Origin of the sequence: Mucilaginibacter ginkgonis, from assembly GCF_009754905.2 — a bacterium.
GTDB classification, from domain to species: domain Bacteria; phylum Bacteroidota; class Bacteroidia; order Sphingobacteriales; family Sphingobacteriaceae; genus Mucilaginibacter; species Mucilaginibacter ginkgonis.
In genome coordinates, this window is the sequence record NZ_CP066775.1 from 917,588 (window position 1) to 941,309 (window position 23,722).

The 23,722-nt window shown below is 43.6% G+C and carries 23 protein-coding genes; 11 read left to right on the plus strand and 12 right to left on the minus strand.

Features of this window, described 5'->3' with window-relative positions; all coding sequences use genetic code 11:
* Positions 1-113 precede the first annotated feature (113 nt).
* Positions 114-1,136, plus strand: a complete 1,023-nt coding sequence (locus GO620_RS04175) for a GDSL-type esterase/lipase family protein (RefSeq protein WP_157526549.1) — start codon at positions 114-116, stop codon at positions 1,134-1,136.
* Here GO620_RS04175 and GO620_RS04180 read toward each other — a convergent pair whose 3' ends face one another.
* The 6 genes from GO620_RS04180 to GO620_RS04210 form a co-directional block, all read right to left on the minus strand.
* Positions 1,137-1,310, minus strand: a complete 174-nt coding sequence (locus GO620_RS04180; RefSeq protein WP_157526550.1) for a hypothetical protein — start codon at positions 1,308-1,310, stop codon at positions 1,137-1,139.
* A 93-nt stretch (positions 1,311-1,403) separates the two neighbouring features.
* Positions 1,404-2,009 carry a pentapeptide repeat-containing protein gene (locus tag GO620_RS17520; RefSeq protein ID WP_244139457.1) on the minus strand — a complete coding sequence of 202 codons (606 nt, stop codon included), beginning with the start codon at positions 2,007-2,009 and terminating at the stop codon, positions 1,404-1,406.
* Positions 2,010-2,068: 59 nt separating this feature from the next.
* Positions 2,069-2,347 carry a hypothetical protein gene (locus GO620_RS04195; protein ID WP_157526551.1) on the minus strand — a complete coding sequence of 93 codons (279 nt, stop codon included), beginning with the start codon at positions 2,345-2,347 and terminating at the stop codon, positions 2,069-2,071.
* 56 nt (positions 2,348-2,403) lie between these two features.
* Positions 2,404-2,589, minus strand: coding sequence for a hypothetical protein (locus GO620_RS04200; protein ID WP_157526552.1), 186 nt, complete (start codon positions 2,587-2,589; stop codon positions 2,404-2,406).
* Between the two features lie 45 nt (positions 2,590-2,634).
* A complete protein-coding gene (locus GO620_RS04205; RefSeq protein WP_157526553.1) occupies positions 2,635-2,820 on the minus strand; it encodes a hypothetical protein in 186 nt (61 codons plus the stop codon).
* A 38-nt stretch (positions 2,821-2,858) separates the two neighbouring features.
* Entirely contained in the window at positions 2,859-3,047 is a 189-nt protein-coding gene (locus tag GO620_RS04210; protein WP_157526554.1) for a hypothetical protein, read from the minus strand.
* A 411-nt stretch (positions 3,048-3,458) separates the two neighbouring features.
* Between GO620_RS04210 and GO620_RS04215 the strand changes: the two genes are divergently transcribed.
* Complete coding sequence (locus GO620_RS04215; RefSeq protein WP_157526555.1) at positions 3,459-4,901, plus strand: tetratricopeptide repeat protein; 1,443 nt, start codon at positions 3,459-3,461, stop codon at positions 4,899-4,901.
* Here GO620_RS04215 and GO620_RS04220 read toward each other — a convergent pair.
* The 3 genes from GO620_RS04220 to GO620_RS04230 form a co-directional block, all read right to left on the minus strand.
* Positions 4,890-5,192 carry a hypothetical protein gene (locus tag GO620_RS04220; RefSeq protein WP_157526556.1) on the minus strand — a complete coding sequence of 101 codons (303 nt, stop codon included), beginning with the start codon at positions 5,190-5,192 and terminating at the stop codon, positions 4,890-4,892. The genes GO620_RS04215 and GO620_RS04220 overlap by 12 nt on opposite strands.
* A 250-nt stretch (positions 5,193-5,442) precedes the next feature.
* Positions 5,443-5,808 (minus strand): helix-turn-helix domain-containing protein, encoded by a 366-nt coding sequence (locus GO620_RS04225; protein ID WP_157526557.1) that lies wholly within the window; start codon positions 5,806-5,808, stop codon positions 5,443-5,445.
* A 164-nt stretch (positions 5,809-5,972) separates the two neighbouring features.
* Entirely contained in the window at positions 5,973-8,246 is a 2,274-nt protein-coding gene (locus GO620_RS04230; protein WP_157526558.1) for an ATP-dependent helicase, read from the minus strand.
* Between the two features lie 387 nt (positions 8,247-8,633).
* Here GO620_RS04230 and GO620_RS04235 point away from each other — a divergent pair, with 387 nt between their 5' ends.
* Positions 8,634-10,631, plus strand: a complete 1,998-nt coding sequence (locus GO620_RS04235; protein ID WP_157526559.1) for a thioredoxin domain-containing protein — start codon at positions 8,634-8,636, stop codon at positions 10,629-10,631.
* Positions 10,632-10,662: 31 nt separating this feature from the next.
* Positions 10,663-11,160, plus strand: a complete 498-nt coding sequence (locus tag GO620_RS04240) for an FKBP-type peptidyl-prolyl cis-trans isomerase (protein WP_157526560.1) — start codon at positions 10,663-10,665, stop codon at positions 11,158-11,160.
* Between the two features lie 41 nt (positions 11,161-11,201).
* Here GO620_RS04240 and GO620_RS04245 read toward each other — a convergent pair whose 3' ends face one another.
* Both GO620_RS04245 and GO620_RS04250 read right to left on the minus strand, forming a co-directional pair.
* On the minus strand, positions 11,202-11,801 hold the full coding sequence (locus GO620_RS04245) for a hypothetical protein (RefSeq protein WP_157526561.1): 600 nt from the start codon (positions 11,799-11,801) through the stop codon (positions 11,202-11,204).
* Positions 11,802-11,927: 126 nt separating this feature from the next.
* On the minus strand, positions 11,928-12,206 hold the full coding sequence (locus GO620_RS04250; protein ID WP_200230654.1) for a PH domain-containing protein: 279 nt from the start codon (positions 12,204-12,206) through the stop codon (positions 11,928-11,930).
* Between the two features lie 445 nt (positions 12,207-12,651).
* Between GO620_RS04250 and GO620_RS04255 the strand changes: the two genes are divergently transcribed.
* Both GO620_RS04255 and GO620_RS17190 read left to right on the plus strand, forming a co-directional pair.
* The gene (locus tag GO620_RS04255) at positions 12,652-13,692 is read left to right on the plus strand and encodes a fatty acid desaturase (RefSeq protein ID WP_157526563.1); all 1,041 of its coding nucleotides are present in this window, start codon (positions 12,652-12,654) and stop codon (positions 13,690-13,692) included.
* A gap of 64 nt (positions 13,693-13,756) precedes the next feature.
* A complete protein-coding gene (locus GO620_RS17190; protein ID WP_157526564.1) occupies positions 13,757-13,963 on the plus strand; it encodes a hypothetical protein in 207 nt (68 codons plus the stop codon).
* An 80-nt stretch (positions 13,964-14,043) separates the two neighbouring features.
* Here GO620_RS17190 and glgX read toward each other — a convergent pair whose 3' ends face one another.
* Positions 14,044-16,161, minus strand: a complete 2,118-nt coding sequence (gene glgX / locus GO620_RS04260; RefSeq protein ID WP_157526565.1) for a glycogen debranching protein GlgX — start codon at positions 16,159-16,161, stop codon at positions 14,044-14,046.
* Between the two features lie 102 nt (positions 16,162-16,263).
* Between glgX and GO620_RS04265 the strand changes: the two genes are divergently transcribed.
* The 5 genes from GO620_RS04265 (at position 16,264) to GO620_RS04285 (ending at position 23,722) form a co-directional block, all read left to right on the plus strand.
* Positions 16,264-17,793 (plus strand): TolB family protein, encoded by a 1,530-nt coding sequence (locus GO620_RS04265; protein WP_157526566.1) that lies wholly within the window; start codon positions 16,264-16,266, stop codon positions 17,791-17,793.
* Position 17,794: 1 nt separating this feature from the next.
* The gene (locus tag GO620_RS04270; protein ID WP_157526567.1) at positions 17,795-18,706 is read left to right on the plus strand and encodes a sugar phosphate isomerase/epimerase family protein; all 912 of its coding nucleotides are present in this window, start codon (positions 17,795-17,797) and stop codon (positions 18,704-18,706) included.
* A 190-nt stretch (positions 18,707-18,896) separates the two neighbouring features.
* Positions 18,897-19,499, plus strand: coding sequence for a gluconate 2-dehydrogenase subunit 3 family protein (locus GO620_RS04275; protein WP_157526568.1), 603 nt, complete (start codon positions 18,897-18,899; stop codon positions 19,497-19,499).
* Complete coding sequence (locus GO620_RS04280; protein WP_157526569.1) at positions 19,499-21,214, plus strand: GMC oxidoreductase; 1,716 nt, start codon at positions 19,499-19,501, stop codon at positions 21,212-21,214. Before GO620_RS04275 ends, GO620_RS04280 begins: the two co-directional genes overlap by 1 nt.
* An 822-nt stretch (positions 21,215-22,036) precedes the next feature.
* On the plus strand, positions 22,037-23,722 hold the full coding sequence (locus tag GO620_RS04285; protein WP_157526570.1) for a GMC oxidoreductase: 1,686 nt from the start codon (positions 22,037-22,039) through the stop codon (positions 23,720-23,722).

Sequence of the window (23,722 nt, forward strand, 5' to 3'; positions counted from 1 at the left end):
ATTTTACTGCAACACCCCCAAAATTTTGACATTGCAAAAATTTTATTCTAAGTATCTTGCCTGCATTAAAAGACAATGCTAATTGTAGTGCCGTTTAGCTGTACACTTTCAAGATGATGCATTTAAAAAGAATTGTATTTTTTCTTTTCATCTCTTTTATTCCGTTTGGTTATGTTTTGGCGCAAACAACCACACCGGGCACCCCTCAAGGCCCAATACCCGCCCCGGTTGTAATTCCATTGGCCGGCCAGCAACCCAGCTGCAGCGCGGCGTCAAAATTTTATGCAAAGGATAGTATCATAATAACCGCGTTCGGTGCCAGCACCGTTCATGGTATGTACGGTTATAATTTCGAAGATCCGCTTAAACAGTATCTGGAACATTGTTATACCGGCAAGAAAATAGATATTACCAACAACGGCATCCCGGGGGAGACCAGCACAATAGCCAGGCCCAGATTTGCACCTGCAATTGCAGGGCGTACAGGGTTTGTATTGATCCTGATAGGCCTGAATGACGCCATAGCTTTGGCGAATAAGAAGATGACCATACAGGAGACAACGGCTAATATGCGTTATTTCGTAAAGACCGCATTAGATGCCAACCTGATACCCATTATAGGCACTATACAATTTGTGAATGATCAGAACAATGATTTTTACAAACTGGTAAATCAATATGTTAAGCAGATCAACAACATATATAAGCGTATAGCTGCTGACAATCACTTGCTGATAGCTGACATCAATAAAGATGTTGGTCGGGATTTTTCTTTATATAATGCGGATGGTGTTCACCCCAACCAACGCGGATTTGAGGTTTTGGCTTATGACTGGTTCGATGGGATAAACCGTGCCATTGAAGAAAAGTTGTTGTTGATCGGGCTTGACCAGAATTTTCCTAACCCAGCTAATCAAAGCACTACAATAAGTTTTAGCTTATCTCAGGCCGGTAGGGTAGTGATAGACCTTTATAATATAACAGGTCTTAAAGAGAAAGGACTTTACGATGAATATCAGAGTTCCGGTTATCACCAGTTTACGGTTTCGACCGCTGATTTGGCGCCGGGCATTTATATATATTCAATGCAAGTGGGGGGCAGGCGCCTGAGTAAAAAGTGTATTGTAGTGCGCTAATTAATCTGCAGATGAGATATCGCTTTTCTCGGCGCTAAAGCCTTTGCCGGCAAATTCTGCTTTTTCTATCTTAATAGTTTTTACTTCTGCTTTAGTATCCAGGTTCTTTGCCACAGATAGTGCTGTGATACCTGATATGATTATAATTGCTGCGGCTATGATGAATTTTTTCATGACTTTGAATTTCTGCTCGTTAAAGAGAATAATTATTTAAGATCAGCCTGACCAACAGCCTGTTTAGCCAAATCAGCTTGACCAACATCTTGTTTAGCTAAGATCTGCCTGACCAACATCTTGTTTAGCCAAATCAGCTTGACCAACATCTTGTTTAGCTAAGTCTGCCTGACCAACATCTTGTTTAGCAAGATCAGCTTGACCAACATCTTGTTTAGCTAAGTCTGCCTGACCAACATCTTGTTTAGCAAGATCAGCCTGACCAACATCTTGTTTAGCGAAATCAGCCTGACCAACGTCTTGTTTAGCAAGGTCTGCCTGACCAACATCTTGTTTAGCTAAGTCTGCCTGACCAACATCTTGTTTAGCAAGATCAGCCTGACCAACATCTTGTTTAGCTAAGTCTGCCTGACCAACATCTTGTTTAGCCAAATCTGCCTGACCAACATCTTGTTTAGCGAAATCAGCCTGACCAACGTCTTGTTTAGCAAGGTCTGCCTGACCAACATCTTGTTTAGCGAAATCAGCCTGACCAACGTCTTGTTTAGCAAGGTCTGCCTGACCAACATCTTGTTTAGCAAGATCAGCCTGACCAACATCTTGTTTAGCTTTAGATGCGTTGACGCTTGAGTTAGTGCTTGCGAATGAAGTGAATGATGCTGAAAGAACAATTGCTGATGCTATGATTAATTTTTTCATGACCTTATATATTGAGGGGGTATTAATTATTGAGTTGATTGATAATGATGATTGATAAATTATTTGATGTCTGCCTGGCCTACGTCTTGTTTTGCGTGGTTATCTGCCTGTCCAACGTCTTGTTTAGCAAAATCAGCTTGTCCAACATCTTGCTTAGCTAAGTCTGCCTGACCAACATCTTGTTTAGCCAGATCAGCTTGCCCTACGTCTTGCTTAGCCAGATCTGCTTGACCGATATCTTGTTTTGCTTTTGAAGCGAAGTGTAGAGTATCAAGGTTTGCGAATGAGCTGAAAGATGCTGTAAGAATTAATGCTGTTGCTATGATGAATTTTTTCATGATTTTATATGCTATATATATTTGACGTTATGATTAATAAAATGGTTGTGTGATACTTATTTAATATCTGCCTGGCCAATATCCATTCTGTTGCTATGCGCAGGTGCAAAGTCGGCTTGGTCGTTGTTGCTGATCAGTTTCTCTGCGTGAGCGTTAGTGCGGGCAACCGCGTTGTTTTGATAAGTGATGAAGCTTAAAGAAGCTGTTAAAGTGATTGCTGCTGCGATGATGAATTTTTTCATGACTTTATATTTTTAATATTTTATGATCTGTTTGATGATTACTTTTTAGTTGATGTCTGCCTGGGCAATGTCTAAGCGGTGGCCGCTTACAGCGCCAAGGTCTAACATGGTTTCGTAGTTAACGCCCTTTTTTATGGCGCTTTTTAAATTGGATTTCGAACCACCTTCGTTGATATAAAAGCCGACAGATGCGGTTACTACTACTGCTGTGGTGATAATGATTTTTTTCATTGCTTAAATATTTTCCTGGTTGTGATTGCTCTTGTTAATTAGTTACCTGCGTCTGCCTGGCCTATGTCCATTTTGTGGCCGCGGTTAAAAGGCATGTCCAGATTTGCTGCGGCGCTTAATTTTTGCGCCTTCAATACTTCCACGGTGTCAGAATTCACGGTCTGTTTAGCATAAAAACTTAGCGATGCTGCCAGCATAATGCCTGTTGTAATGATGAATTTTTTCATGGTTTTATTTTTTTTTTCTGCTTAAAATCTTTTTTTCTTCACTCGTATTTGCTCTGCCGGCGGTGAAAGCGTCATTGACTGCTTCCTTTGTTTTATTTAACGCCTCGGGCAAAAGCCTCAATTTTCCGTTCTTTTTATGCGCTCACGTCTTATTTTTTCAAATTTCACCAATGTCTTTTCGCAAGTAAAACACGCTGATCAATCAGCTGGTAAAAATTTAAATATATAAAACTACGATTATTAACTGTCTGATAATCAGATACTTAACAATGCAAATGTAATAATGTTTTCCCAATAGCCAAAAAAAATAAATTTTTTTGGACCGTACTATTTCACCCCGTGAATAGCATGAATTGGATTATTGTTAATTTTTTATAACTTTCAACATAATTTGTACGTATAAGTGAATAAATGAAAAAACTTTTACTCCTGATACTTTTTACTATTTGTTTATTTCCTGTATACGCAAGTTATACAGAAGAAGTTACATCTGATACTGCACAAGTAAACAAATTAAATGACGATGGTTACGCGATGCGTAAATCTGACCCCGAACAGACCATTGCCATGGGTACCAAAGCATTAAAGCTTGCACAGGATTTAAAGTTTCAAAACGGCATTGGCGAGTCGTATAGGGTGATTGGCGTAGGGCGCTCTTACAATGACGAGCCGGAGAAAGCGATAGAAAGTTACCTTAACGCTCTAACCTATTTTTTAGCTACAAAAAATTTATCGGGCCAGGCAAAAGTCTATAATAATATCGGCAACCTGTATCGTGATAACGATTTTGAGAAAGCCCTTGAGTATCTGCGCAAATCACTTCAGATAGCTCAGGCGCTGAACAATGAAAACCTTATCGCTTCTTTATATTTAAATATTGGTAACGTTTATTACCGCCAGAAAAATTTCTACGCGGCGTTAACCAACTATCAGAAAAGCGACGAGCTGTTTAAAAAGTTAAAAAACCAGGAATTTGAGGTAACCTGCATGCAGAATATCGGGGTTATCTATTTTAATCTCGGTCAATATGACAAAGCAGAGAACCTGCTTCTTAAAAGTAATGAAGCCACTAAGGCGGCTAACATGCCGCAGCAAATTGCCAGTATAGACCTTACCTTATCATCGCTTTACATTGCTAAAGGCGACTTTGATAAAGCCGAAAAATTCGTAGAAGAAGGTATAAGCTATGCCGAAATTGTCAAAGGCAAACAGTTATTGTCAGACTTTACGTACACATCTTATCAGCTTGAGGTCAGACGTAAGAACTACGAGAAAGCGTTAAGATACTTACAGAAGATCTATACCAAAGACAGTACAGACTTCCAGAACTATGTTTCTGCCCGTATAAAATTGCTGCAGATAAAGCACCGTGCAGAGGCTAAAGAGCAGGAAAATGCTAATACAATATTGAAGCAAAAGAACGACCGTTATTTCTTTTTCGGTGTCACCGCGGTGGCTATACTGCTTGTGGTTGTGATAATCTTGCTTACCAATAACATTAAACGTAAGGCGTTAACTAACCAGCGGTTAACAGATCTTAACTCCGAAGTATCGCGGCAAAAGGACAACCTGGATCGTGTTAATCATCACCTTGAAGAGATCATAGATGAGCGTACCAAAGACCTGCAGGTGAAGAATAAAAAGTTATCAGAATACTCGTCTTATCTCTCGCATCAAATACGAGGCCCTATTGCCACACTTAAGGGGTTAATTAACCTGGAGAAAGAAGGATTGGTTAATAAAGAGGAATGCTTTAATATGATGGATAAGTGCGTGTCTGAGATCGACAACAAGATCATGGATATGAGCGATATGCTGCACGACCCCGAACGCACCAGCATGTTACCCGAATGATGGTAACGAAGAGTGTATTTTAGCGCCGATAAGGCCTATATAAACGCAAAAACGGGCGATCATCTCAAGTATCAATACCTGACGGTGGCCCTTCTTAAATCCTTCAGTTTCAAAGGCGAAGGTTTTTTTGCCTGCCGTAACGAAGTATTGAACCTCGCCCTTTCGCGGTTTAAACTTCGACTTTGTAAACTTAAAGGCACCAACCTTTAGGTTCGACTTTGGGTCATGAATAGTACCTTTCTTAGTTGCCGTAGCAGTGCTTGCAGGAAGCGATATCATGTAGTTAGACATATGGTCGGTTTTAGTCTCTCAGATAAGACACAATTATCAAACCACTAATAGGTGTTTACACAACTAACGCCGGCGGAAGCAATCTGTTAATTTTTAGAACGAAAATTTTATCTTGAGTAGTAAAATTTAATCGAAACGAAATATTTAAACGAGGGTGACCAGACCGGTGCAAAAAAAATGTACTTACAAAGTGTTGCAAAAACCTGACACTTTATAAGTACAATAAGATAACCTTTTTAGGAGCGGTTATTTATACGGCCATGGCCGGGATGATATATACTTCTTCGTAAAGCTCAATTACTTTGCGGCGCAGCTTAGCAATCTCAGACTCGCGGTCTTGCAAACGTTTTTGTACAAAGTTTAACTGTATCAATTGCGGTTCTGCGCGCTCTTCCTGTAACGTAATTAAATGAGGAACGCCAACTTCAAAGATCTGTGCAATTTGCTCAAGCCTTGACAAGTTGATATCTGTAACACCTGTTTCTATTTTAGAAAAAGCAGGCACAGAAATGCCAAGTCTCGACGCTACATCGTCCTGGCTCCAGTTGCGGTTGCGACGTAAAACGCGAATGTTTTTGCCTATCGCTTTGTTAGTGTTTTCTTTAGGAGTGCTCATTAGTTTAGTTTATTAGTAGAAAGGGTATGTTCTACTAACCAAACTGAGTGCCAGTGCTAAAAACAGCGTAATTGCTTCAAAAACAGGGTTTAACTAATTTAAAGTGGGTATTTGCTTTCCCAATGCCCTGCAAATGAGTGGGGAATTTTTTGAGAATTCCCCAATTAGTCTTCCACAATCCGCAGCTTGGCAAACTTAAGCAGCAGTTGCTTTTGGCCTATTTCTTTAAAGAAGATGGTTGCTTTTACGTCGGGTTTGTAGCCTTCTAATACCTGCACTTTACCATAGCCAAAACGTTCATGCTCCACTTCCATACCAACTTGCAGTTTTGATGTGTCGGAAGGTGCAAAGCCTTCAGACGGAACGTGTGCCTTAGCTAAGATAGACGTAGTTTTTACCGCCGCAGGTTTAGGCTTGGAGAAGCTATCGGTGTTGCGGCTCCAGGCTTTACGGTCGTCATCAAAAAATGGATTTGCAGTTGGCGCCGGCTTGGCTGTGAAATCCAGCTCGAGGTATTGGGCATCTATTTCATCCAAAAATCGGCTCGGTTCGCAGCTGATCAACGTGCCGAATTTAAAACGGGAAGTAGCATAGCTGATGGTGAGCTTGCTTTCCGCCCGGGTTACAGCCACATAAAATAGCCGGCGCTCTTCTTCAAGGTCGCTGCGCGAATTGAGCGACATTTGCGATGGAAAAAGGTTTTCTTCTAAACCAACAACATTTACTTGCTTAAATTCCAGGCCCTTGCTGCTATGTATGGTCATTAATGATACTGTATCGGCATCCTTGTTTTTATCATTGTCGTCATTAGTAAGCAGGGCTACATCCTGCATAAATACATCCAGTCCTTTTTCCTCGATATCCTCACGTTCAGAAAACTCTTTGATACCGTTGAGCAATTCCTGAATGTTCTCATAGCGGTTTAGGCCTTCAACAGATTTATCTTCGTACAGGTCTTTTAATAAGCCCGAGTGCTGCGCGATGTGCAAAGCAGCGTCATAAGCCGATAACGTTTTGGTGATCACCTGGAAGCTCTGGATCATGGTACCAAAGTTGCCAACCGCTGTAGAACTGCGGCCATCGAGATATCTCGACGGATTAATAACTACCTCGAAAGGGGTAATGCCATTCTGGTCAGCGCTCAGTATGATGCGGTCAACAGTGGTATCGCCAATACCGCGCCGCGGGTAATTGATCACACGTTTTAGGGCTTCCTCATCATTTGGGTTAAAGGTTAACCTGAAATAAGCGATCAGGTCTTTAATCTCTTTGCGCTGGTAGAATGACAAGCCACCATAAATCTTATACGGAATGTTCAGCTTGCGCAAGGCCTCTTCCATAGACCGCGACTGCGCATTGGTGCGGTACAAAATGGCAAAGTCGTTCCACTTTAGTCCGCGGCCGGTTTGATCGGCCCAAATACCTTCGGCAACCATTTTGCCTTCTTCGTTATCGCTAAAGGCGCGCATCACCTTTATCTTATCGCCGCTTTCTTTTTGGGAGAAAACATTCTTTTTAAGCTGTTCTTTGTTATTGGCAATAATGCTGTTGGCAACGTTTACAATGTTCTGCGTAGACCGGTAATTTTGCTCCAGTTTAAATATCTTCAGATCGGGGTAATCCTTCTCGAAGTTCAGGATGTTTTGAATGTTGGCGCCGCGGAAGGCGTAGATACTTTGCGCATCATCGCCCACTACACAAATATTCTCGTTAATGGCAGCCAGTTTTTTTACGATGAGGTACTGCGAAAAGTTGGTATCCTGGTACTCATCCACCATCAGGTATTTAAACTTGTTCTGGTACTTATACAGTGTTTCGGGGTGATCTTTTAAAAGCTCGTTAGTTTTGTACAATAGATCATCAAAATCCATAGCGCCGGCACGGTAGCAACGGGCCGCATAAGTTTCATAAACCTTGCCTAAATGCCCGCGCCCTTGTGAAAAATCGTCGGCCTGGATCTGTTCATTGCTGCTATATTCTGCCGGGCCAACAAGATTATTTTTCGCCGCCGATATACGGTTGTAAACAAAGTTGGCATTGTAGAGCTTGTCGTCAAGGTTCATCTCTTTTAAAATGGCCCTTAAAACGCTTTTACTGTCATCAGTATCGTAAATGGTAAAGTTGCTTGGATAGCCGATCTTGGCGGCCTCTACCCGCAGCAGCTTTGCAAAAACTGAGTGGAAAGTACCCATCCAAAGGTTTTTAGCTTCCGGGCCCACCACTTGGGTGATACGGTCGCGCATTTCGCGGGCTGCCTTATTGGTAAAGGTTAATACCAGTATGTTAAAAGAATCCACACCTTGTTTTATAAGGTGCGCCACGCGATAAGTAATTACCCGCGTTTTACCCGATCCCGCACCGGCAATGATCATTACCGGACCTTTAGTTTGTAATACCGCGCCCTTTTGTTCAGGGTTTAAACCCTCTAAATAATCCAATTCTGCTCCTTAATTAAGGGAACAAAATTACTATTTTACTTAGCACCTTGGGGCATACACGCGGTTAAAAATTGCCAACAAAAAGTTGCGCCAATGGCTTGTACCAGCGTTGCTGTAATATCTATGCAGGGCGTGACAAACTGTAATAGAAGTCTTTTTTCCTTTTTACCCCCTGGCGATAAGCATGGCGATGCTATGGCGATTACAGGCGACTTTATAACTTTTAATATGATTGATGACAGGTTAATGTCAGTTGTAATTTAAACAAAACGTTGATGTACAGGTTATTGCCAAAAATTGTCTGTTTAAAAATTGTATTATTTATCCCGCCCCCCTGGCCATCGCCATGCCTGCCTGTTTGTTAAGCAATAAGGCTAACTTTGCGGCATGAACCGCCTTGCCAACTCTGCCTCGCCATATCTGTTACAACATGCCAATAACCCTGTCGACTGGTTTCCCTGGGGGCCGGAGGCATTACAAAAAGCTCAGAACGAGAATAAACTTATCCTGGTCAGCATCGGCTACTCGGCATGCCACTGGTGCCATGTAATGGAGCACGAAAGCTTTGAGGATGCCCAGATAGCGACAATAATGAACGACCATTTTGTGTGTATCAAGGTAGACCGCGAGGAGCGCCCTGATATTGACCAGATATACATGAGCGCGGTGCAGCTTATGACCGGCAGGGGAGGCTGGCCGCTTAACTGCATTTGTTTGCCCGACCAGCGGCCCATTTACGGCGGAACTTATTTCCCTAAAAATGACTGGGCGAACTTGCTGTTAAACCTCGCGGAATTTTACCGCGAAAAACCTGCCGAGGCAGAAGAATACGCGGTTAAGCTAACTGAAGGCATACAACAGTATGAGTCGGTAGACCTGATTACTCAACAACCTGAATATACCAAAGCTGATCTTGAGACTATAGTTACCAATTGGCGTAAACGTTTCGACATGAAGGAGGGCGGATCGATGGGCGCGCCCAAGTTCCCGATGCCAAATAACTGGCAGTTTTTAATGCGTTACGCATTTTTGATGAAGGATGAAGCTGTTGCCGATGCGGTAAAACTTACCCTTAAAAAAATGGCTTACGGCGGAATCTACGATCACATTGGCGGCGGGTTTGCGCGTTACTCCGTCGATGCCCGCTGGCATGTACCGCATTTCGAAAAAATGCTGTATGACAATGCACAGCTAGTTTCATTATATGCCGAAGCTTATACCTGGCGGCGCGATGACTTGTACAAACAAGTTGTGGCCGAAACAATAACCTTTGTGGAAAAGGAGTTGACATCTTCGACAGGTGGATTTTACTCGGCCCTCGATGCAGACAGCGAGGGTGTTGAGGGCAAATTCTACACCTTCACCAAACAAGAAATCAACGGCGTACTTGGGGAACATGCAGAACTTTTTAACATTTATTATAATGTTACTGCCGACGGTAACTGGCATGAAGAACATACCAATGTTTTCTACCGTAAAGACAGCGATGCGCAACTTGCAGCAAAGTTTGGCCTGAACGCGAATGACCTGATTGAAAAGATAGCGCGTGCTAAGCAAAAATTGTTCAGTGAACGCGCTAAACGGATAAGCCCCGGACTTGACCACAAAATCATTGCCTCGTGGAATGGTTTGATGTTAAAAGGTCTCTGCGATGCTTACAATGCTTTCGGCGATGAACATTATCTGTCGCTCGCAATTAACAATGCCGGCTTCATAAAAGACAATCTGATCACTGCTAATGGCCAACTGAAGCGCATATATAATTCTGAAAACGCCATCGCTTTTCTGGATGACTATGCTAACGTAATAGATGGTTTCATCTCTTTGTATGAGTCGACATTTGATATCAGATGGCTTGGTTTAGCAAAAAGTTTGGCAGATACTGCAATAGCAGATTTTTATGATGAGAACGAGGGTATGTTCTTCTATACATCTTCAAGCGATGAGAATCTAATCGCACGTAAATGTGAGATCATGGACGGTGTAATACCTGCATCAAACTCAGTTATGGCAAGGTGCTTAAGAAAGCTGCACCTTTTTTATGAGGCAGCCAACTACGGGGAAATTGCCTCGCAATTATTGCGCAACCTGATGCCGTATATGGGCAAGTACGGATCGGTGTACTCAAACTGGTGCATGCTTTTGCTCGAAGAGGTCTTCGGTACATATGAAATTGCCATAACCGGTCCGGGTTTTAAAGCCGTAGCCATGGAAATGCAGGGACGTTATATCCCAAATAAAATAATGTTGGGTGGCATGGAAGAAAATCTACCTTTGCTGGAAAACAGGGTCAATAATACCGACCGTATTTTCATCTGCAAAGACAAAACTTGCGGCCTGCCGGCAACCGGTGTTTCTGATGCGCTAAAACAAATAGGCGGGTAATCCCTTAACTAAACAATCATTAAAACTTAAAATGAAAATTGTACCACAGTACGTAGTGTCACTGACCTACAATTTATATGTTGACAAAGATGGCAACGAAGAACTGGTTGAAAAAACGACCGAAGAGCAGCCATTAACCTTTTTATATGGCGCAGGCCAGATGCTGCCAAAATTCGAAGAGGAGCTTTCTTCACTATCGACAGGTGATAGCTTCGATTTCCGCTTGTCTGCCGCGGACGCTTACGGTGAGCATGACGAAGAAGCCATTGCCAACCTGCCGAAAGAAATGTTTACAGAAGCGGGCCTTCCTGCCATTGGCGCGGTCATTCCGTTACAAGATCAAAACGGCCACCGCTTTCAAGGTCAGGTAGTATCGATAGCGGAGGACGCGGTATTGGTCGATCTTAACCACCCGATGGCGGGGCAGGAGTTGCATTTTAAAGGGCAGATATTAAATGTACGCCCTGCGAATGACGAAGAACTTTCTCACGGTCACGCACACGGCGCGGACGGTCATCACAGCCATTAAGATTTTAGCAGCTCCTCTTTCATGAGGGGCTTTTTATTTGATTATTTCTCTTCGAAGGCAAGGTCGCCGTTAGGTGTCAGAAATACCTTTAAAAATATCCGGCAAGCTGCAGGTTGGCTATTGATAGTTGCGGGTAAAAAAGTCTTGTCCTCTTCACTTAACAGATCAAGGTTAAAAGTTAGTGTACGGTTGTAATTGTAGCCTGTTAAATGCACTTTGTAATCCGCCAGGCGGCCGTAAGGGCTTACCAAAATCTCTAATACTACATTAATTTCGTCATTGTCTGCACCGCGCAATTCCTGTGGCAGTTTAAAGATCTTCAAGTAGTTGATGAAGCCAAAATAACGGTCGCCAATGCGTATCGGCTTGGTGGTTACCGGACTGTTCTTAAGGCTATCATCCACAATGTAGCGAGCGTTCGATGCAGTGTCTTCCGGCGCTTCGAACAGTAACGCGTTCTTTGTAAAGTCGTAACGCTGCAGCAACTTATTTTTGGTGTCATAAAAGTCCCACCAACCCGTTTTCATATTGTTTTTGTAGCGGCCCCTGGCAAGCGCGTTTGTGGTATGCGTTAAAAACGCGATGTACAATCCCTCTTTAATTGTTTTGTCGCTTTTTAGGGCTTCATAACGTTCACTCACAGAACCCGACAATTTATTTTTTACTGTAACCCTTTCCTGTGCGAAAACATTGCAGACTAAAAACAGAACGGTGCAGAATAGGAATAGATGCTTCAATTGACCTTAATTATGAGAACGAAATAATGATTATGATTCTACAACAATAATCGGATTGATTTGCTTAAGATGCTCTGCAAATAATTTTTTGTTTTTTGGCGAGATAACCACGCTGTCATAACGATTATAAAATACTTCTATCCGGTCTGACGATAAGGCCGGCGCACTTAAAAAACCGTTGTTTTCAGTTATCCTGGTAATAGTATTAATGTCGATGTTTTTGTTGATGAGGATACCGCACCTGACATTTAAGTTCATACCGTCAATGGTGTAACGTGTGAACCCAATCATTGATAAGGTTATGACCATGAATACTAACGATAGCACAATAGCATATATTGGCATTGGAGCCGCAATAAATTGATACATAAGGAAGCCAACAACCATTGCGAGTGGTATGATAGTAGATCCACCGAGTTTTGAAGGATATATAATTTTCCGGGTCACAATGTAAGGTAACACATTTTCTTAACCGTAAGAAATATCCTTCAAGAGAGAACCCCTCTTCAAAAAGGCAACGTTTTCATTTGATGATAAATAAATCACAAAACGTAAAACCATTGTCTTTAAAAGAGCGTAAATTAAACAAAAAGAAATTGTTTTGTATAGCAGTTAATTTTGAGTTTGCGATGTGAACAGTATATTATATAATTGTATCATATCTGCGACAGACCTTCAATGCTGATTATTATAGTTACCTTTCCAAAGATTAAGCCTAATTCCCTAATTAATTTACTGATTTAACCAATTACAGATGTCATTTTTAGACACCGTGTTAGAGCCGCCTGCGTATGGTTGGCAAGATGCTTATGGACAGCTGATCAAGCCTTCCCTGAAGCAAATGATAGGCGAGTTTTTTTCCAGATTAAACGTTTTTCAGAACAAGAAGAATTGGCTCTCCTTTTTTTGCTGGCTCACAATTGCCATGTTGGTCCCATTCTTTGTGCTTTTTTTAATTAAATACCTAAGTGTTACAACCTTCATAGCAGCATTTGTTTACAGTATGATCATAATGGGTACGCATGGTACTATTTGGCATCATAGGTATTGTACACATAATGCTTACACATTTCGCAATAAATTTTGGCGTTTCGTGACGCAAAATCTGACGTTGAAGATCATTCCCGAAGAGATTTATGTGGTTTCGCATCATGTGCACCATGCCAAGTCCGACCAACCCGGCGATCCATACAACGCCCAAGGCGGTTTCTTTTATTGTTTCCTGGCCGATGTTAACCATCAGCCCATAAGCAAAAGTTTATGCGAAAAGGATTACGCCAAATGCGTTAATATGATGAAGCATACCGGCGTCAAAGTAAATAGTTACGAGCAATACCAAAAATATGGTTCGTTGGCAAAGCCGCTGAACACAGTTGTAGGAGTGGTGCTGAGTTGGGCGTTTTGGTTTACAGCTTTTTACCTCATCGGTGGCATTTCCTTAGCAGTAGCGTTATTCGCGGCAGCCGGATTTTGGGCCGTTGGGGTGCGCACTTTTAATTATGAAGGGCATGGTAAGGGTGAGGATAGGCGCCGTGACGGTATTGACCATAACCGCAGTGATATGTCTATCAATCAATTGTGGCCCGGTATTGTAGCAGGCGAGTGGCATAATAACCATCATCTATACCCTAAAAGTGCTAGGTCTGGTTTTAAGCCACACCAGGTAGATTCTGCCTGGTATTATATCAAATTCTTACATACGATAGGGGCGGTTAGCAAGTATAACGATGCGAAGAAGCAGTTTTATGACGAATATATAAATCAACATAAAGTTGAATGCGCGTCAACCGTTTGATATTGCCTTTAAGGCTAACAAACATTTTGTAATTGAGCATGTTAGCATTGCAAAACATATTAACATGAAGAGACTTATTTTAACCCTAACCGTTTTGATCTGTGTAATGACGATGTCATTCGCACAAAAAACAGAACATCAAACAGAAAACAAAGTTGTAGTACGCAGAACGGCCACTGTAGGTATGCGCGTGCACAATATCTTCCATCCTAAACACAAACACTACTCGGGTTACCGCGTAAAACACAAAACAACTTATAAAAAGATGTAATAAAAAGGGAGCGGTAACCGCTCCCTTTTTTTGTTGCCCGGAATTGTTTCAGGATATTAAATGTACGCGAACAGATAACCCTAATTTGCCGATAATAATACGACACTTCTGCCGGCGATATTAATAACATCTTCAGGCTGATAGACCTCATTGTCATTCAGCTCTTTAGCGGTATTGATCAACTCACGCCACTGATTGCTATATGCCAAAGGCGGCAGTTTAAAGTCAACGGGATCTGCACCCGCGTTGAAGATCAGGTAAAAATCGTCGTCTTTCAACTGTTCGCCGTTTACATCGCGTGCCTGTAAGCCATCGCCGTTTAAAAATACCGCAACAGCTTTAGCCGCACCTTGCTGCCAACTTTCCTCGCTCATAACATTACCGTCAGGCAAAAACCATTCAATGTCTTTGATGCCGCCTTCGCCCACGTCCCGGCCGCAAAACCATTGTTTGCGCCTGAATGCGGGGTGATCTTGCCTGATTTTTATTAGTTGCTGCGTAAATTTAAGCAGGTTTTTGTCGGCAGTATTCCAGTTAAGCCACGATATCTCATTATCCTGGCAGTAAGCATTGTTGTTGCCCAGCTGCGTGCGGCTTATTTCATCGCCGGCCACCAGCATCGGTATCCCTTGAGACAGAAACATCGTTGTTAAAAAATTTCGTTTTTGCCGTTCGCGAGTAGTATTTATTCCGTGATCATCCGTTGGGCCTTCTGCACCATAATTACATGAGCGGTTATGATCTCCGCCATCTGTGTTGTTATCGCCGTTGGCTTCGTTATGCTTTTCGTTATAGGTTACAAGGTCATTAAGGGTAAAACCGTCATGAGCGGTTATGAAATTTACGCTTGCTGCAGGGTGGCGCATATCATTTTGATAAAGGTCAGGGCTGCCGGTAATGCGCTGTGCAAACTCGGCCAGCATACCGTCTTCGCCGCGCCAAAAATCGCGTATCGTATCCCGGTATTTGCCATTCCACTCGCGCCATCCCGACGGAAACTTTCCAACCTGGTAACCACCTTCGCCTACGTCCCAAGGCTCCGCGATCAGTTTTACTTGAGATATCACAGGATCCTGGTAAATGATCTCAAAGAAAGAGCTTAACTGATTAACCTCGTGCAACTCGCGTGCGAGTGCCGACGCGAGGTCGAACCTAAAGCCATCTACGTGCATCTCTGTGATCCAGTAGCGCAGGCTGTCCATGATCAATCGTAAAACTGAAGACAGGTTAGCATTCAAGGTATTGCCCGTCCCGGTGTAATCCATGTAGTAGCGCTTGTTATCATCCACCAAACGGTAATAGGCTTCATTATCGATTCCCCTAAAACAAATCGTCGGCCCTAACTGATTTCCTTCGGCAGTGTGGTTGTATACAACATCTAATATTACCTCTATACCTGCTTTATGCAGGTCCTTTACCATTTGCTTAAACTCATTCACTTGCTCGCCCATCACGCCGTTGCAGCAGTACAAAACCTCCGGCGCAAAGTAGCCTATTGTATTATATCCCCAATAGTTGGTTAAGCCTTTAGCCTTCAAAAATCCATCAGCCAGGAAATGGTGCACCGGCATCAGTTCAATGGCTGTTGTACCCAAGTCTTTTAGGTATTTGATGGTGAACGGGTTGGCCAAACCTTTGTAGGTACCGCGTTCATTTTCGGGAATATCCGGGCACAATTTGGTAAAACCGCGGACGTGAGCCTCGTAAATAATGGTATCCGTCATCGGGATCTTTAGGTGCTTGTCGCCTTCCCAGTCAAAATTACAGTCAATGACTACGCTTTTGGGGAGGTAAGGAGCACTGTCGAGATCATTAAAACTAAGGTCTTCATCCGGGTGGCCAACTTCATAGCCAAATAATGAGTCGTGCCATTCAATTGGGCCCGCAATAGCTTTCGCGTATGGGTCAATCAATAATTTGTTGGCGTTAAAGCGCTGACCGTTAGCCGGGTCATAAGGGCCTTCGACACGAAAGCCATACAACTGCGACGCTTTTAAGCCCGGCACAAAGCCGTGCCATATCTGGTGTGTACGTTCAGTAAGCGGTATGCGGGCATATTCTTGTTTATCGTCTACGGAATTAAAGAGGCAAACTAAAACGCCTGTTGCATTGCGTGCAAACAGGGCGAAATTTACACCATCTTCTTTAAATGTAGCGCCTAGCGGATAGGGGTCACCGGGGTAGGTTTTGATATCCATTGTAGGTTGAAAAGGCACTAACATATAAAATGTTTGCCTAAAGGCTTTTTATTGTACGGAATATGTAAATTGACCTCACCAATTAAACCATTCAATTTCTTTATGACAACTATCTTCCGTTGCCTTGCTGCCGGCATTGTCGCTGTGGCTTCTTTTCAAACGCGGTCCTTTGCCCAGGGACCGGGTATCTTTGACGGGCAAAGCGACATCGGCGCCGTTAAACATCCCGGCACAGTAGTTTATCATCCAAGGGAACAAAATTATGTTATCGCCGGCTCGGGCGCTAATGTTTGGGCCAACGCAGACGAGTTCCATTTTGTATGGAAGAAAATGCACGGCGACTTTCTATTGCGTATGACAGGTGCTTTTGTCAATAAAACAAAGGAAGAGCACAGCAAGTGGGGATGGATGATCCGCACAAGCCTCGATAAAGCCTCGGCCCATGTGTCTGCCGTTGCGCATGCCAATGGCTTAACTTCAATGCAGTACCGCAAAACCGCAGGTGCTGTTACCGAAGAAATGCAATCAAAGATCAACGGTGCAGATGTAATTCAATTAGAACGCATTGGCGGCGTGTTTATAATGTCTGTTGCCCGCAACGGCGAAACGTTTACGACAGATACCCTGCGTAGCGTTAGTTTGAACGATGATGTGTACGCCGGCCTTTTTGTTTGTGCCCATAACGCAGCGAACGTAGAGACCGCAGAGTTTAACAACGTGCGGATAGTTGTGCCGGCCAATAAGAACATGACCGGTTATCAGAAATACATCGGCAGCGATATTGAAATATTAGACACCTGGAACAAAACCAGCCGTATTATTTATCAGTCTGATAAATCTATTCAGGCACCAAACTGGACCGCCGACAACAAATCTTTGATCTACAATAAGGACGGCCTGCTTTATAAATATAACCTGGCGACTAATGTACCTGCAGTATTAAACACCGGGACGGTTAACCAAAACAATAACGACCACGTTATTTCTTTTGACAACAAATGGCTCACAATTAGCAGTTCTACTGCAGGCTCTGATGGTTCCATTGGCTGGGTTGTACCAATTAATGGGGGAGAACCTCGTCGCATAACACCTATCGGTCCAAGCTATATGCATGGCTGGTCGCCCGATGGTAAATATCTTGTCTTTACAGGGATGCGTAATAAGGATTTTGATGTCTATCGCGTACCTGTCGCGGGCGGCGAAGAGGTGCGTCTAACAGATACAAAAGGTCTCGACGATGGTCCCGAGTATACACCTGATGGCAAGTACATTTATTTCAACTCCGTACGCACGGGTTTAATGCAAATATGGCGAATGAAGCCTGACGGCAGCGAGCAAACGCAGATCACCCACGATGAATTCAATAATTGGTTTCCGCATATATCACCTGATGGGAAGAACATTGTATTTGTAACCTTTCTTAAAAATGAGGTTGCCGCCGGCGACCATCCGTTTTACAAACACGTTTATTTGCGCATGATGCCGATAAACGGCGGCGAACCCAAAGTGGTAGCCTACTTATATGGCGGCCAGGGAACTATTAACACACCATCATGGGCGCCGGATAGCCGCCACCTCGCCTTTGTAAGCAACAGCTCATTGTTATTCCCAACTTTCCCAATCGAAAAATAAGATGAATACAACACGCAGACAATTTATAAAATCTACATCGCTGGCAGTGGCCGGGGCGGCGTTGATCAATAAAGATGCATTTGCAGCACCAATGAAATACACCGGCCTGCAACTCTATTCTGTAAGGGATGCTATGCAAAAAAACCCTGCCGATACGCTTAAAAAACTTTCTGCAGGCGGCTATAAATATGTAGAACATGCGGGATACGATGATGGTAGGTTTTACGGTTATGCGCCAAAAGATTTCAAGAAATTATTGGATGATCTGGGTTTGAAAATGCTTAGCGGCCACAGCCGTTTCTCAGTTACTGAGTGGGATAGCGCAAAAAATGATTTCACTGACGTATGGAAGCAAACAGTTGCCGATAGCGCTTTGGTAGGCCAACAATTTGTGATCAATCCCTGGCTTGATGAAAACCTTCGCGGCGATACAGAAACGCTTAAAAAGTTAATGCATTTGTACAACAAAAGCGGAGAGCTGTGTAAGGCCCACGGAATGAAATTCGGTTATCACAATCACAATTTTGAGTTTACGGTAAAAATGGGTGATGGTAACCTATATGATTACATCCTTCAAAATACCGAGCCATCATTGGTTGCCCAGCAAATGGACTTTGGTAATATGGTAGGCCCTGGTGCAAAAGCAATGGACTACATTAAAAAGTATCCCGGCAGGTTCCAGTTGCTGCACGTAAAGGACGAAATTAAAAGCGACGGCAAAGGCGAAATGAGTGATGGCTACGATAGCTGCATTTTAGGGGAGGGCATTTTACCGGTTAAAGAGAACCTGGCTTTAGCCACTAAGATAGGTGGCACCACACATTACATGATAGAGCAGGAAAGTTATCAGGGCAAAGACCCGGTAGACTGTTGCATAAAAGATCTAAAGATCATGAAGAAGTGGGGCTACTAAACCCCCACTAATCTCCCCCTGAAGGGGGAGACTCTAAATAAAAGCCCGCCCCTTCAGGGGAGGGTTGGGAGGGGTTACTTGTAAAATTGACGATAACCACCTATGCAGCATCTTATAAATTATATATTGCGTTAGGTAAATTTAAAAAATCAAAAGCCCGACTTTTGAAGGAGGGTTAGAAGGATCAAAAATGTTTAAACCTATTGACAGGCGAACAGCCTTAACAAACCTGGCGCTGATCATCGGCGGAGCGGCCTTGCTCCCCGCATGCGATAAACCAGCCGGCAAGGCTTCGATCGCGTTAAAGAAGATCAGCATAGATGCAGATCAGGAGCAATTTATTGCTGACGTAGCTGAAACCATCATACCTAAAACAGACACACCAGGTGCTAAAGACTTAAAGGTGCATTTATTTGTGATGAAAATGGTAGATGATTGCTTTAGTCCGGATGATCAAAAAGCCTTTGTTGATGGCTTGGACAAGATGGCAAAGCAAGCCAAAGATAAATTGGGCAAGCCGTTCGGCCAGGCTACGCAACAACAGCGCGAAGCGTTTCTTACAGAGATAGACAATAAAAAGATCCAACAGAAAAAAGACAGTCAGGTAAAAGGCAAAAGCGGCAATGCTACCCCACAGGATGATGTACTGGCATTTTATAGCATGGTAAAAGGCGAGACCATTTTTGGTTATACCTACTCAAAGTACTTTATGACCAAGCAAATTGTTTATGAGTTGGTGCCAGGCAGGTACAATCCAAAATTGCCGGTGTCACAATTAAAGCGCGTATCGTAATGGCAAATTTAAATACAGAGGCAATAAAACAACATACGTTCGATGCTATCGTAATAGGCTCTGGCATGAGCGGGGGCTGGGCAGCCAAAGAGTTTACAGAGAAAGGCTTGAACACCTTAATGCTGGAACGGGGCCGCGATGTTAAGCATTTGGTTGATTATCCTACAACCAATATGTATCCCTATGAATTTGCGCACCGCGGGCAGATCCCGTACGACGTGCAGCAAGCCAACCCGGTAATGAACCGCTGCTACATTTTTCATGAAGATGCAGAACATTTTTGCGTGAAGGACGCCCAGCACCCTTACGTACAAGAAAAGCCTTTTGACTGGATACGCGGTTACCAGGTAGGTGGTAAATCTTTGCTTTGGGCACGCCAAACCCAACGCTGGAGCGACTACGACTTTGAAGGCCCTGCCCGCGACGGTTTCGCTGTAGACTGGCCAATACGTTATAAAGATATTGCGCCATGGTATAGCTATGTGGAAAAGTTTGCAGGCATTGCTGGCAACAGGGATGGTTTGGACAACCTACCCGATGGTGAGTTTTTACCAGGCTTCCCGCTTAATGTTGTGGAACAATATTTCAGCAATTTCGTAGCTAAGAACTACCCCGGACGCCACGTGATCAGCGCACGCTGCGCACATTTAAGCAAGCCAAATCAAATACATTTGGATCAGGGCCGTGCCAAATGCCAGAACCGGGTGCTATGCCAACGAGGCTGCCCGTTTGGCGGATATTTTAGTGCCAACTCATCAACCATCCCCTGGGCGCTTAAGACCGGGAAACTTACTCTTCGGCCGTTCTCAGTGGTTCAAGAGATCATTTATGATGATGCAAAGAATAAAGCGACCGGTGTGCGCATCATTGATACCAATACCAAGCAGGTAATGGAGTTTTATGCCAAGGTGATCTTTGTTAATGCCGCCGCAATAAACACCAATCTGGTGTTACTAAATTCAAAATCTAAACGCTTCCCTAACGGATTAGGTAACGATAGCGGTGTATTGGGTAAATACGTTGCCTTCCATAATTACCGTGCACGTGCCTGGGGCGAATACGATGGCGAAATGGAATGGACCACAGACGGCCGCAACCCTGCAGGTGGTGGCTACCTTCCACGTTTCAGGAACGTTAAAAAACAGGAAACCAATTTCCTTCGCGGTTATGCGGCAGGTTTTAGTGCATACCGCCAGATGCAAACAGATGAAAATGGTGTTGGCGAGTCATTAAAGCGTAACTTAATGAACCCTAAATTGAGTGGCTGGAAAGTTGGCTCACACATGATGGGGGAAACCATCCCGAAAGAAACCAATACGGTGAGCCTTGACGAGTCCAAAAAAGACGAATGGGGTGTTCCGCAATTAAAGATCAACATCTCTTATGATGATAATGATGAGAAGATGATCAAAGACTACCAGGAACAAATGACCGAGATGTTTACAAAGGCAGGGTTCAAAAACGTAAATGTCATGGACAGCAAGCAGGCGCCGGGTTTAGATATACACGAGATGGGTGGCTGCCGCATGGGTAACGATCCAAAAACATCTATGCTTAACAAATGGCACCAGATGCACGCGGTAAATAACGTGTTTGTAACTGACGGGGCCAGCATGACTTCAACGTCAACACAAAATCCGTCATTAACTTATATGGCATTTACTGCCCGCGCAGTTGATTACGCGGTGAGTGAAATGAAAAAGGGGAATATATAGGCCTCAATTTATAATCTACAATTGTCATTTCGAGCGGAGCGAGAAATCTTCTGCTTCATAAAAACCGCAGAAGATCCCTCTCTGCGTTCGGGATGACAGTCTTTTAGATAATCGAGGATTGCTTCGTCATTTCATTCTTCGCAATGACGAATTGTGAGATGTTTTTCAAAATCAAGCTGTCCCGATAGCATCAGGGATCGTCGATATCTCAAAGGACAATATCTTTTACGCTCATTCGCCGCTAAGGCTCGACACTTCTTTTGGCCGTCAAAAGAATTAACCAAGAAAACTCGCGGCTGCACTCTGCGCTACAATGTTTCTGCTGGTTTCACGGCTTGGGATTACAGCGCAGACTGATGCCGCATTTTTCGGTGTCGTTAATTCAGTGTCAACAACTTTAAAAGAAGTTACGCGTTAGCGATTGAAGCGGTTACCGGCCTGTGCATAAGGCCTGCAGGCGTATAACGTAAAGCGCGGGCTGGGAAGCGGCAACGCCAGAAATGCACCCTGCTGCTTATTGTTAAGCGTCATTAACGAAAGATCTTTTTGACTCAGGCTTATACGTTTATTTTGCCGGTGAACTATTCTGTAATTAACCTAATGAAGTTTGTCTATTCGAATTAAAATCCCCCGCTAAATCCTCAAAATGATGCTTCATTGTAACATACCTGATGCAATAGGCAGCCCCTTACTTAGAATTATTATAAATAAGTCTATTGTGTGTGAAAAACACAATAGGCGCTTTTTTCTCAAATAAAAATTTTCATACATTAGGCGAGGGTTTTATCTAAAAGCCCGCTAAAACCAAATTATTCCTTCATTATGTCAGCAACGAACACGTACGATGCCATAGTTATTGGGTCCGGTATTTCGGGCGGATGGGCAGCAAAAGAACTTACAGAGAAAGGTCTTAAAACCATTATGCTTGAACGCGGCCGCGACATCGTACACATTAAAGATTACGTAAACGCCAACAAAGCACCATGGGAGTTTCCGCACCGCGGTGGCAAAACCCAGGAGATGGTTAAAGATTATCCGGTGTTGAACCGCGATTATCCTTTAAACGAAACCAACCTCGATTATTGGGTAAATGAAAAAGAAAGCCCTTACGAAGAGGTTAAACCTTTTGACTGGTTCCGCGGATACCACGTTGGCGGCCGATCTTTGATGTGGGGCAGGCAATCATACCGCTGGCACGACACAGATTTTGAAGCGAATTTAAAAGACGGCGTAGGTACCGACTGGCCTATCCGTTACGCCGACCTTGCACCATGGTATAGCTATGCAGAGAAATTTGCAGGTATATCCGGTAACCGCGATGGCGTGCCGATACTTCCGGATGGCGATTTTATGCCTGCAATGGAAATGAACATTGTGGAGAAGGATATGAAGAAACGCTTTGTAGAGCACTACAATGAGCAGCGCCACTTCATTATCGGTCGTACCGCAAATATTACAGTTCCGCACGAGGGGCGTACTAATTGCCAATACCGTAACAAATGCTGGTTAGGCTGTCCGTTCGGTGCTTACTTCAGCACGCAATCGGCTACATTACCGGCAGCCCAGAAGACAGGTAACCTTACCTTACGTCCATGGAGCATAGTAACACGTATCCTTTATGACAAGGACACTAAAAAGGCAAAGGGCGTTGAAGTTTTAGACGCGCAAACCAAACAAACCTATGAGTACTACGCAAAGATCGTATTCGTAAACGCTTCGGCTATCAACTCTGCGTGGATCCTGATGAACTCTGCAACTGATATCTGGCCGGGAGGTTTGGGCAGCAGCAGCGATCAGTTGGGTCACAATATTATGGACCACCACCTTAATGTAGGTGCCGGCGGTGTTGCGGAAGGTTATGAAGATAAATATACATTCGGTCGCCGTGCAAACGGTATCTATATTCCTCGTTACCGCAACCTTAATGGCGAAAAACGCGATTATATTCGCGGGTTTGGTTACCAGGGTAGCGCAGGCCGAGAGCGCTGGAGCCGTGATATTCCGGAATTGAATGTTGGCGGCGACTTCAAAGACGCGTTATCAGAACCGGGCCAATGGACATTTGGTATGAGCGGTTTTGGTGAAACACTACCATACCACGAAAACAAAATGACCCTGAGCAAAGACAAAAAAGATGCATGGGGCTTACCTATTCCTGTTATTGACGCTGTTATTCGCGATAACGAAAAGAAAATGCGTGTAGACATGCAGGCAGACGCGGTTGAGATGTTAGAAGCAGCAGGGTTAAAACATGTAACTCCTTTTGTACAAGACGCTGTGTTGGGTAAAGGTATCCATGAGATGGGCACTGCACGTATGGGCCGCGATCCAAAATCTTCTGTTCTTAACGGATGGAATCAGGTTTGGGATGCGCAGAACGTATTTGTGACAGATGGTGCTGCAATGGCTTCTTCTGCCTGCCAAAACCCGTCATTGACATATATGGCATTGACTGCACGTGCAGCCAACTACGCAGTAGAGCAGTTGAAAAAAGGCAATTTAGCATAA

Excerpts from the sequence above, each read along its gene's own strand:
- GO620_RS04175 (WP_157526549.1), top strand. The coding sequence starts at position 114 with ATGATGCATTTAAAAAGAATTGTATTTTTTCTTTTCATCTCTTTTATT.
- GO620_RS04180 (WP_157526550.1), bottom strand. The coding sequence starts at position 1,310 with ATGAAAAAATTCATCATAGCCGCAGCAATTATAATCATATCAGGTATC.
- GO620_RS17520 (WP_244139457.1), bottom strand. The coding sequence starts at position 2,009 with ATGAAAAAATTAATCATAGCATCAGCAATTGTTCTTTCAGCATCATTC.
- GO620_RS04195 (WP_157526551.1), bottom strand. The coding sequence starts at position 2,347 with ATGAAAAAATTCATCATAGCAACAGCATTAATTCTTACAGCATCTTTC.
- GO620_RS04200 (WP_157526552.1), bottom strand. The coding sequence starts at position 2,589 with ATGAAAAAATTCATCATCGCAGCAGCAATCACTTTAACAGCTTCTTTA.
- GO620_RS04205 (WP_157526553.1), bottom strand. The coding sequence starts at position 2,820 with ATGAAAAAAATCATTATCACCACAGCAGTAGTAGTAACCGCATCTGTC.
- GO620_RS04210 (WP_157526554.1), bottom strand. The coding sequence starts at position 3,047 with ATGAAAAAATTCATCATTACAACAGGCATTATGCTGGCAGCATCGCTA.
- GO620_RS04215 (WP_157526555.1), top strand. The coding sequence starts at position 3,459 with ATGAAAAAACTTTTACTCCTGATACTTTTTACTATTTGTTTATTTCCT.
- GO620_RS04220 (WP_157526556.1), bottom strand. The coding sequence starts at position 5,192 with ATGTCTAACTACATGATATCGCTTCCTGCAAGCACTGCTACGGCAACT.
- GO620_RS04225 (WP_157526557.1), bottom strand. The coding sequence starts at position 5,808 with ATGAGCACTCCTAAAGAAAACACTAACAAAGCGATAGGCAAAAACATT.
- GO620_RS04235 (WP_157526559.1), top strand. The coding sequence starts at position 8,634 with ATGAACCGCCTTGCCAACTCTGCCTCGCCATATCTGTTACAACATGCC.
- GO620_RS04240 (WP_157526560.1), top strand. The coding sequence starts at position 10,663 with ATGAAAATTGTACCACAGTACGTAGTGTCACTGACCTACAATTTATAT.
- GO620_RS04250 (WP_200230654.1), bottom strand. The coding sequence starts at position 12,206 with ATGGTCATAACCTTATCAATGATTGGGTTCACACGTTACACCATTGAC.
- GO620_RS04255 (WP_157526563.1), top strand. The coding sequence starts at position 12,652 with ATGTCATTTTTAGACACCGTGTTAGAGCCGCCTGCGTATGGTTGGCAA.
- GO620_RS17190 (WP_157526564.1), top strand. The coding sequence starts at position 13,757 with ATGAAGAGACTTATTTTAACCCTAACCGTTTTGATCTGTGTAATGACG.
- glgX (WP_157526565.1), bottom strand. The coding sequence starts at position 16,161 with ATGGATATCAAAACCTACCCCGGTGACCCCTATCCGCTAGGCGCTACA.
- GO620_RS04265 (WP_157526566.1), top strand. The coding sequence starts at position 16,264 with ATGACAACTATCTTCCGTTGCCTTGCTGCCGGCATTGTCGCTGTGGCT.
- GO620_RS04270 (WP_157526567.1), top strand. The coding sequence starts at position 17,795 with ATGAATACAACACGCAGACAATTTATAAAATCTACATCGCTGGCAGTG.
- GO620_RS04275 (WP_157526568.1), top strand. The coding sequence starts at position 18,897 with ATGTTTAAACCTATTGACAGGCGAACAGCCTTAACAAACCTGGCGCTG.
- GO620_RS04280 (WP_157526569.1), top strand. The coding sequence starts at position 19,499 with ATGGCAAATTTAAATACAGAGGCAATAAAACAACATACGTTCGATGCT.
- GO620_RS04285 (WP_157526570.1), top strand. The coding sequence starts at position 22,037 with ATGTCAGCAACGAACACGTACGATGCCATAGTTATTGGGTCCGGTATT.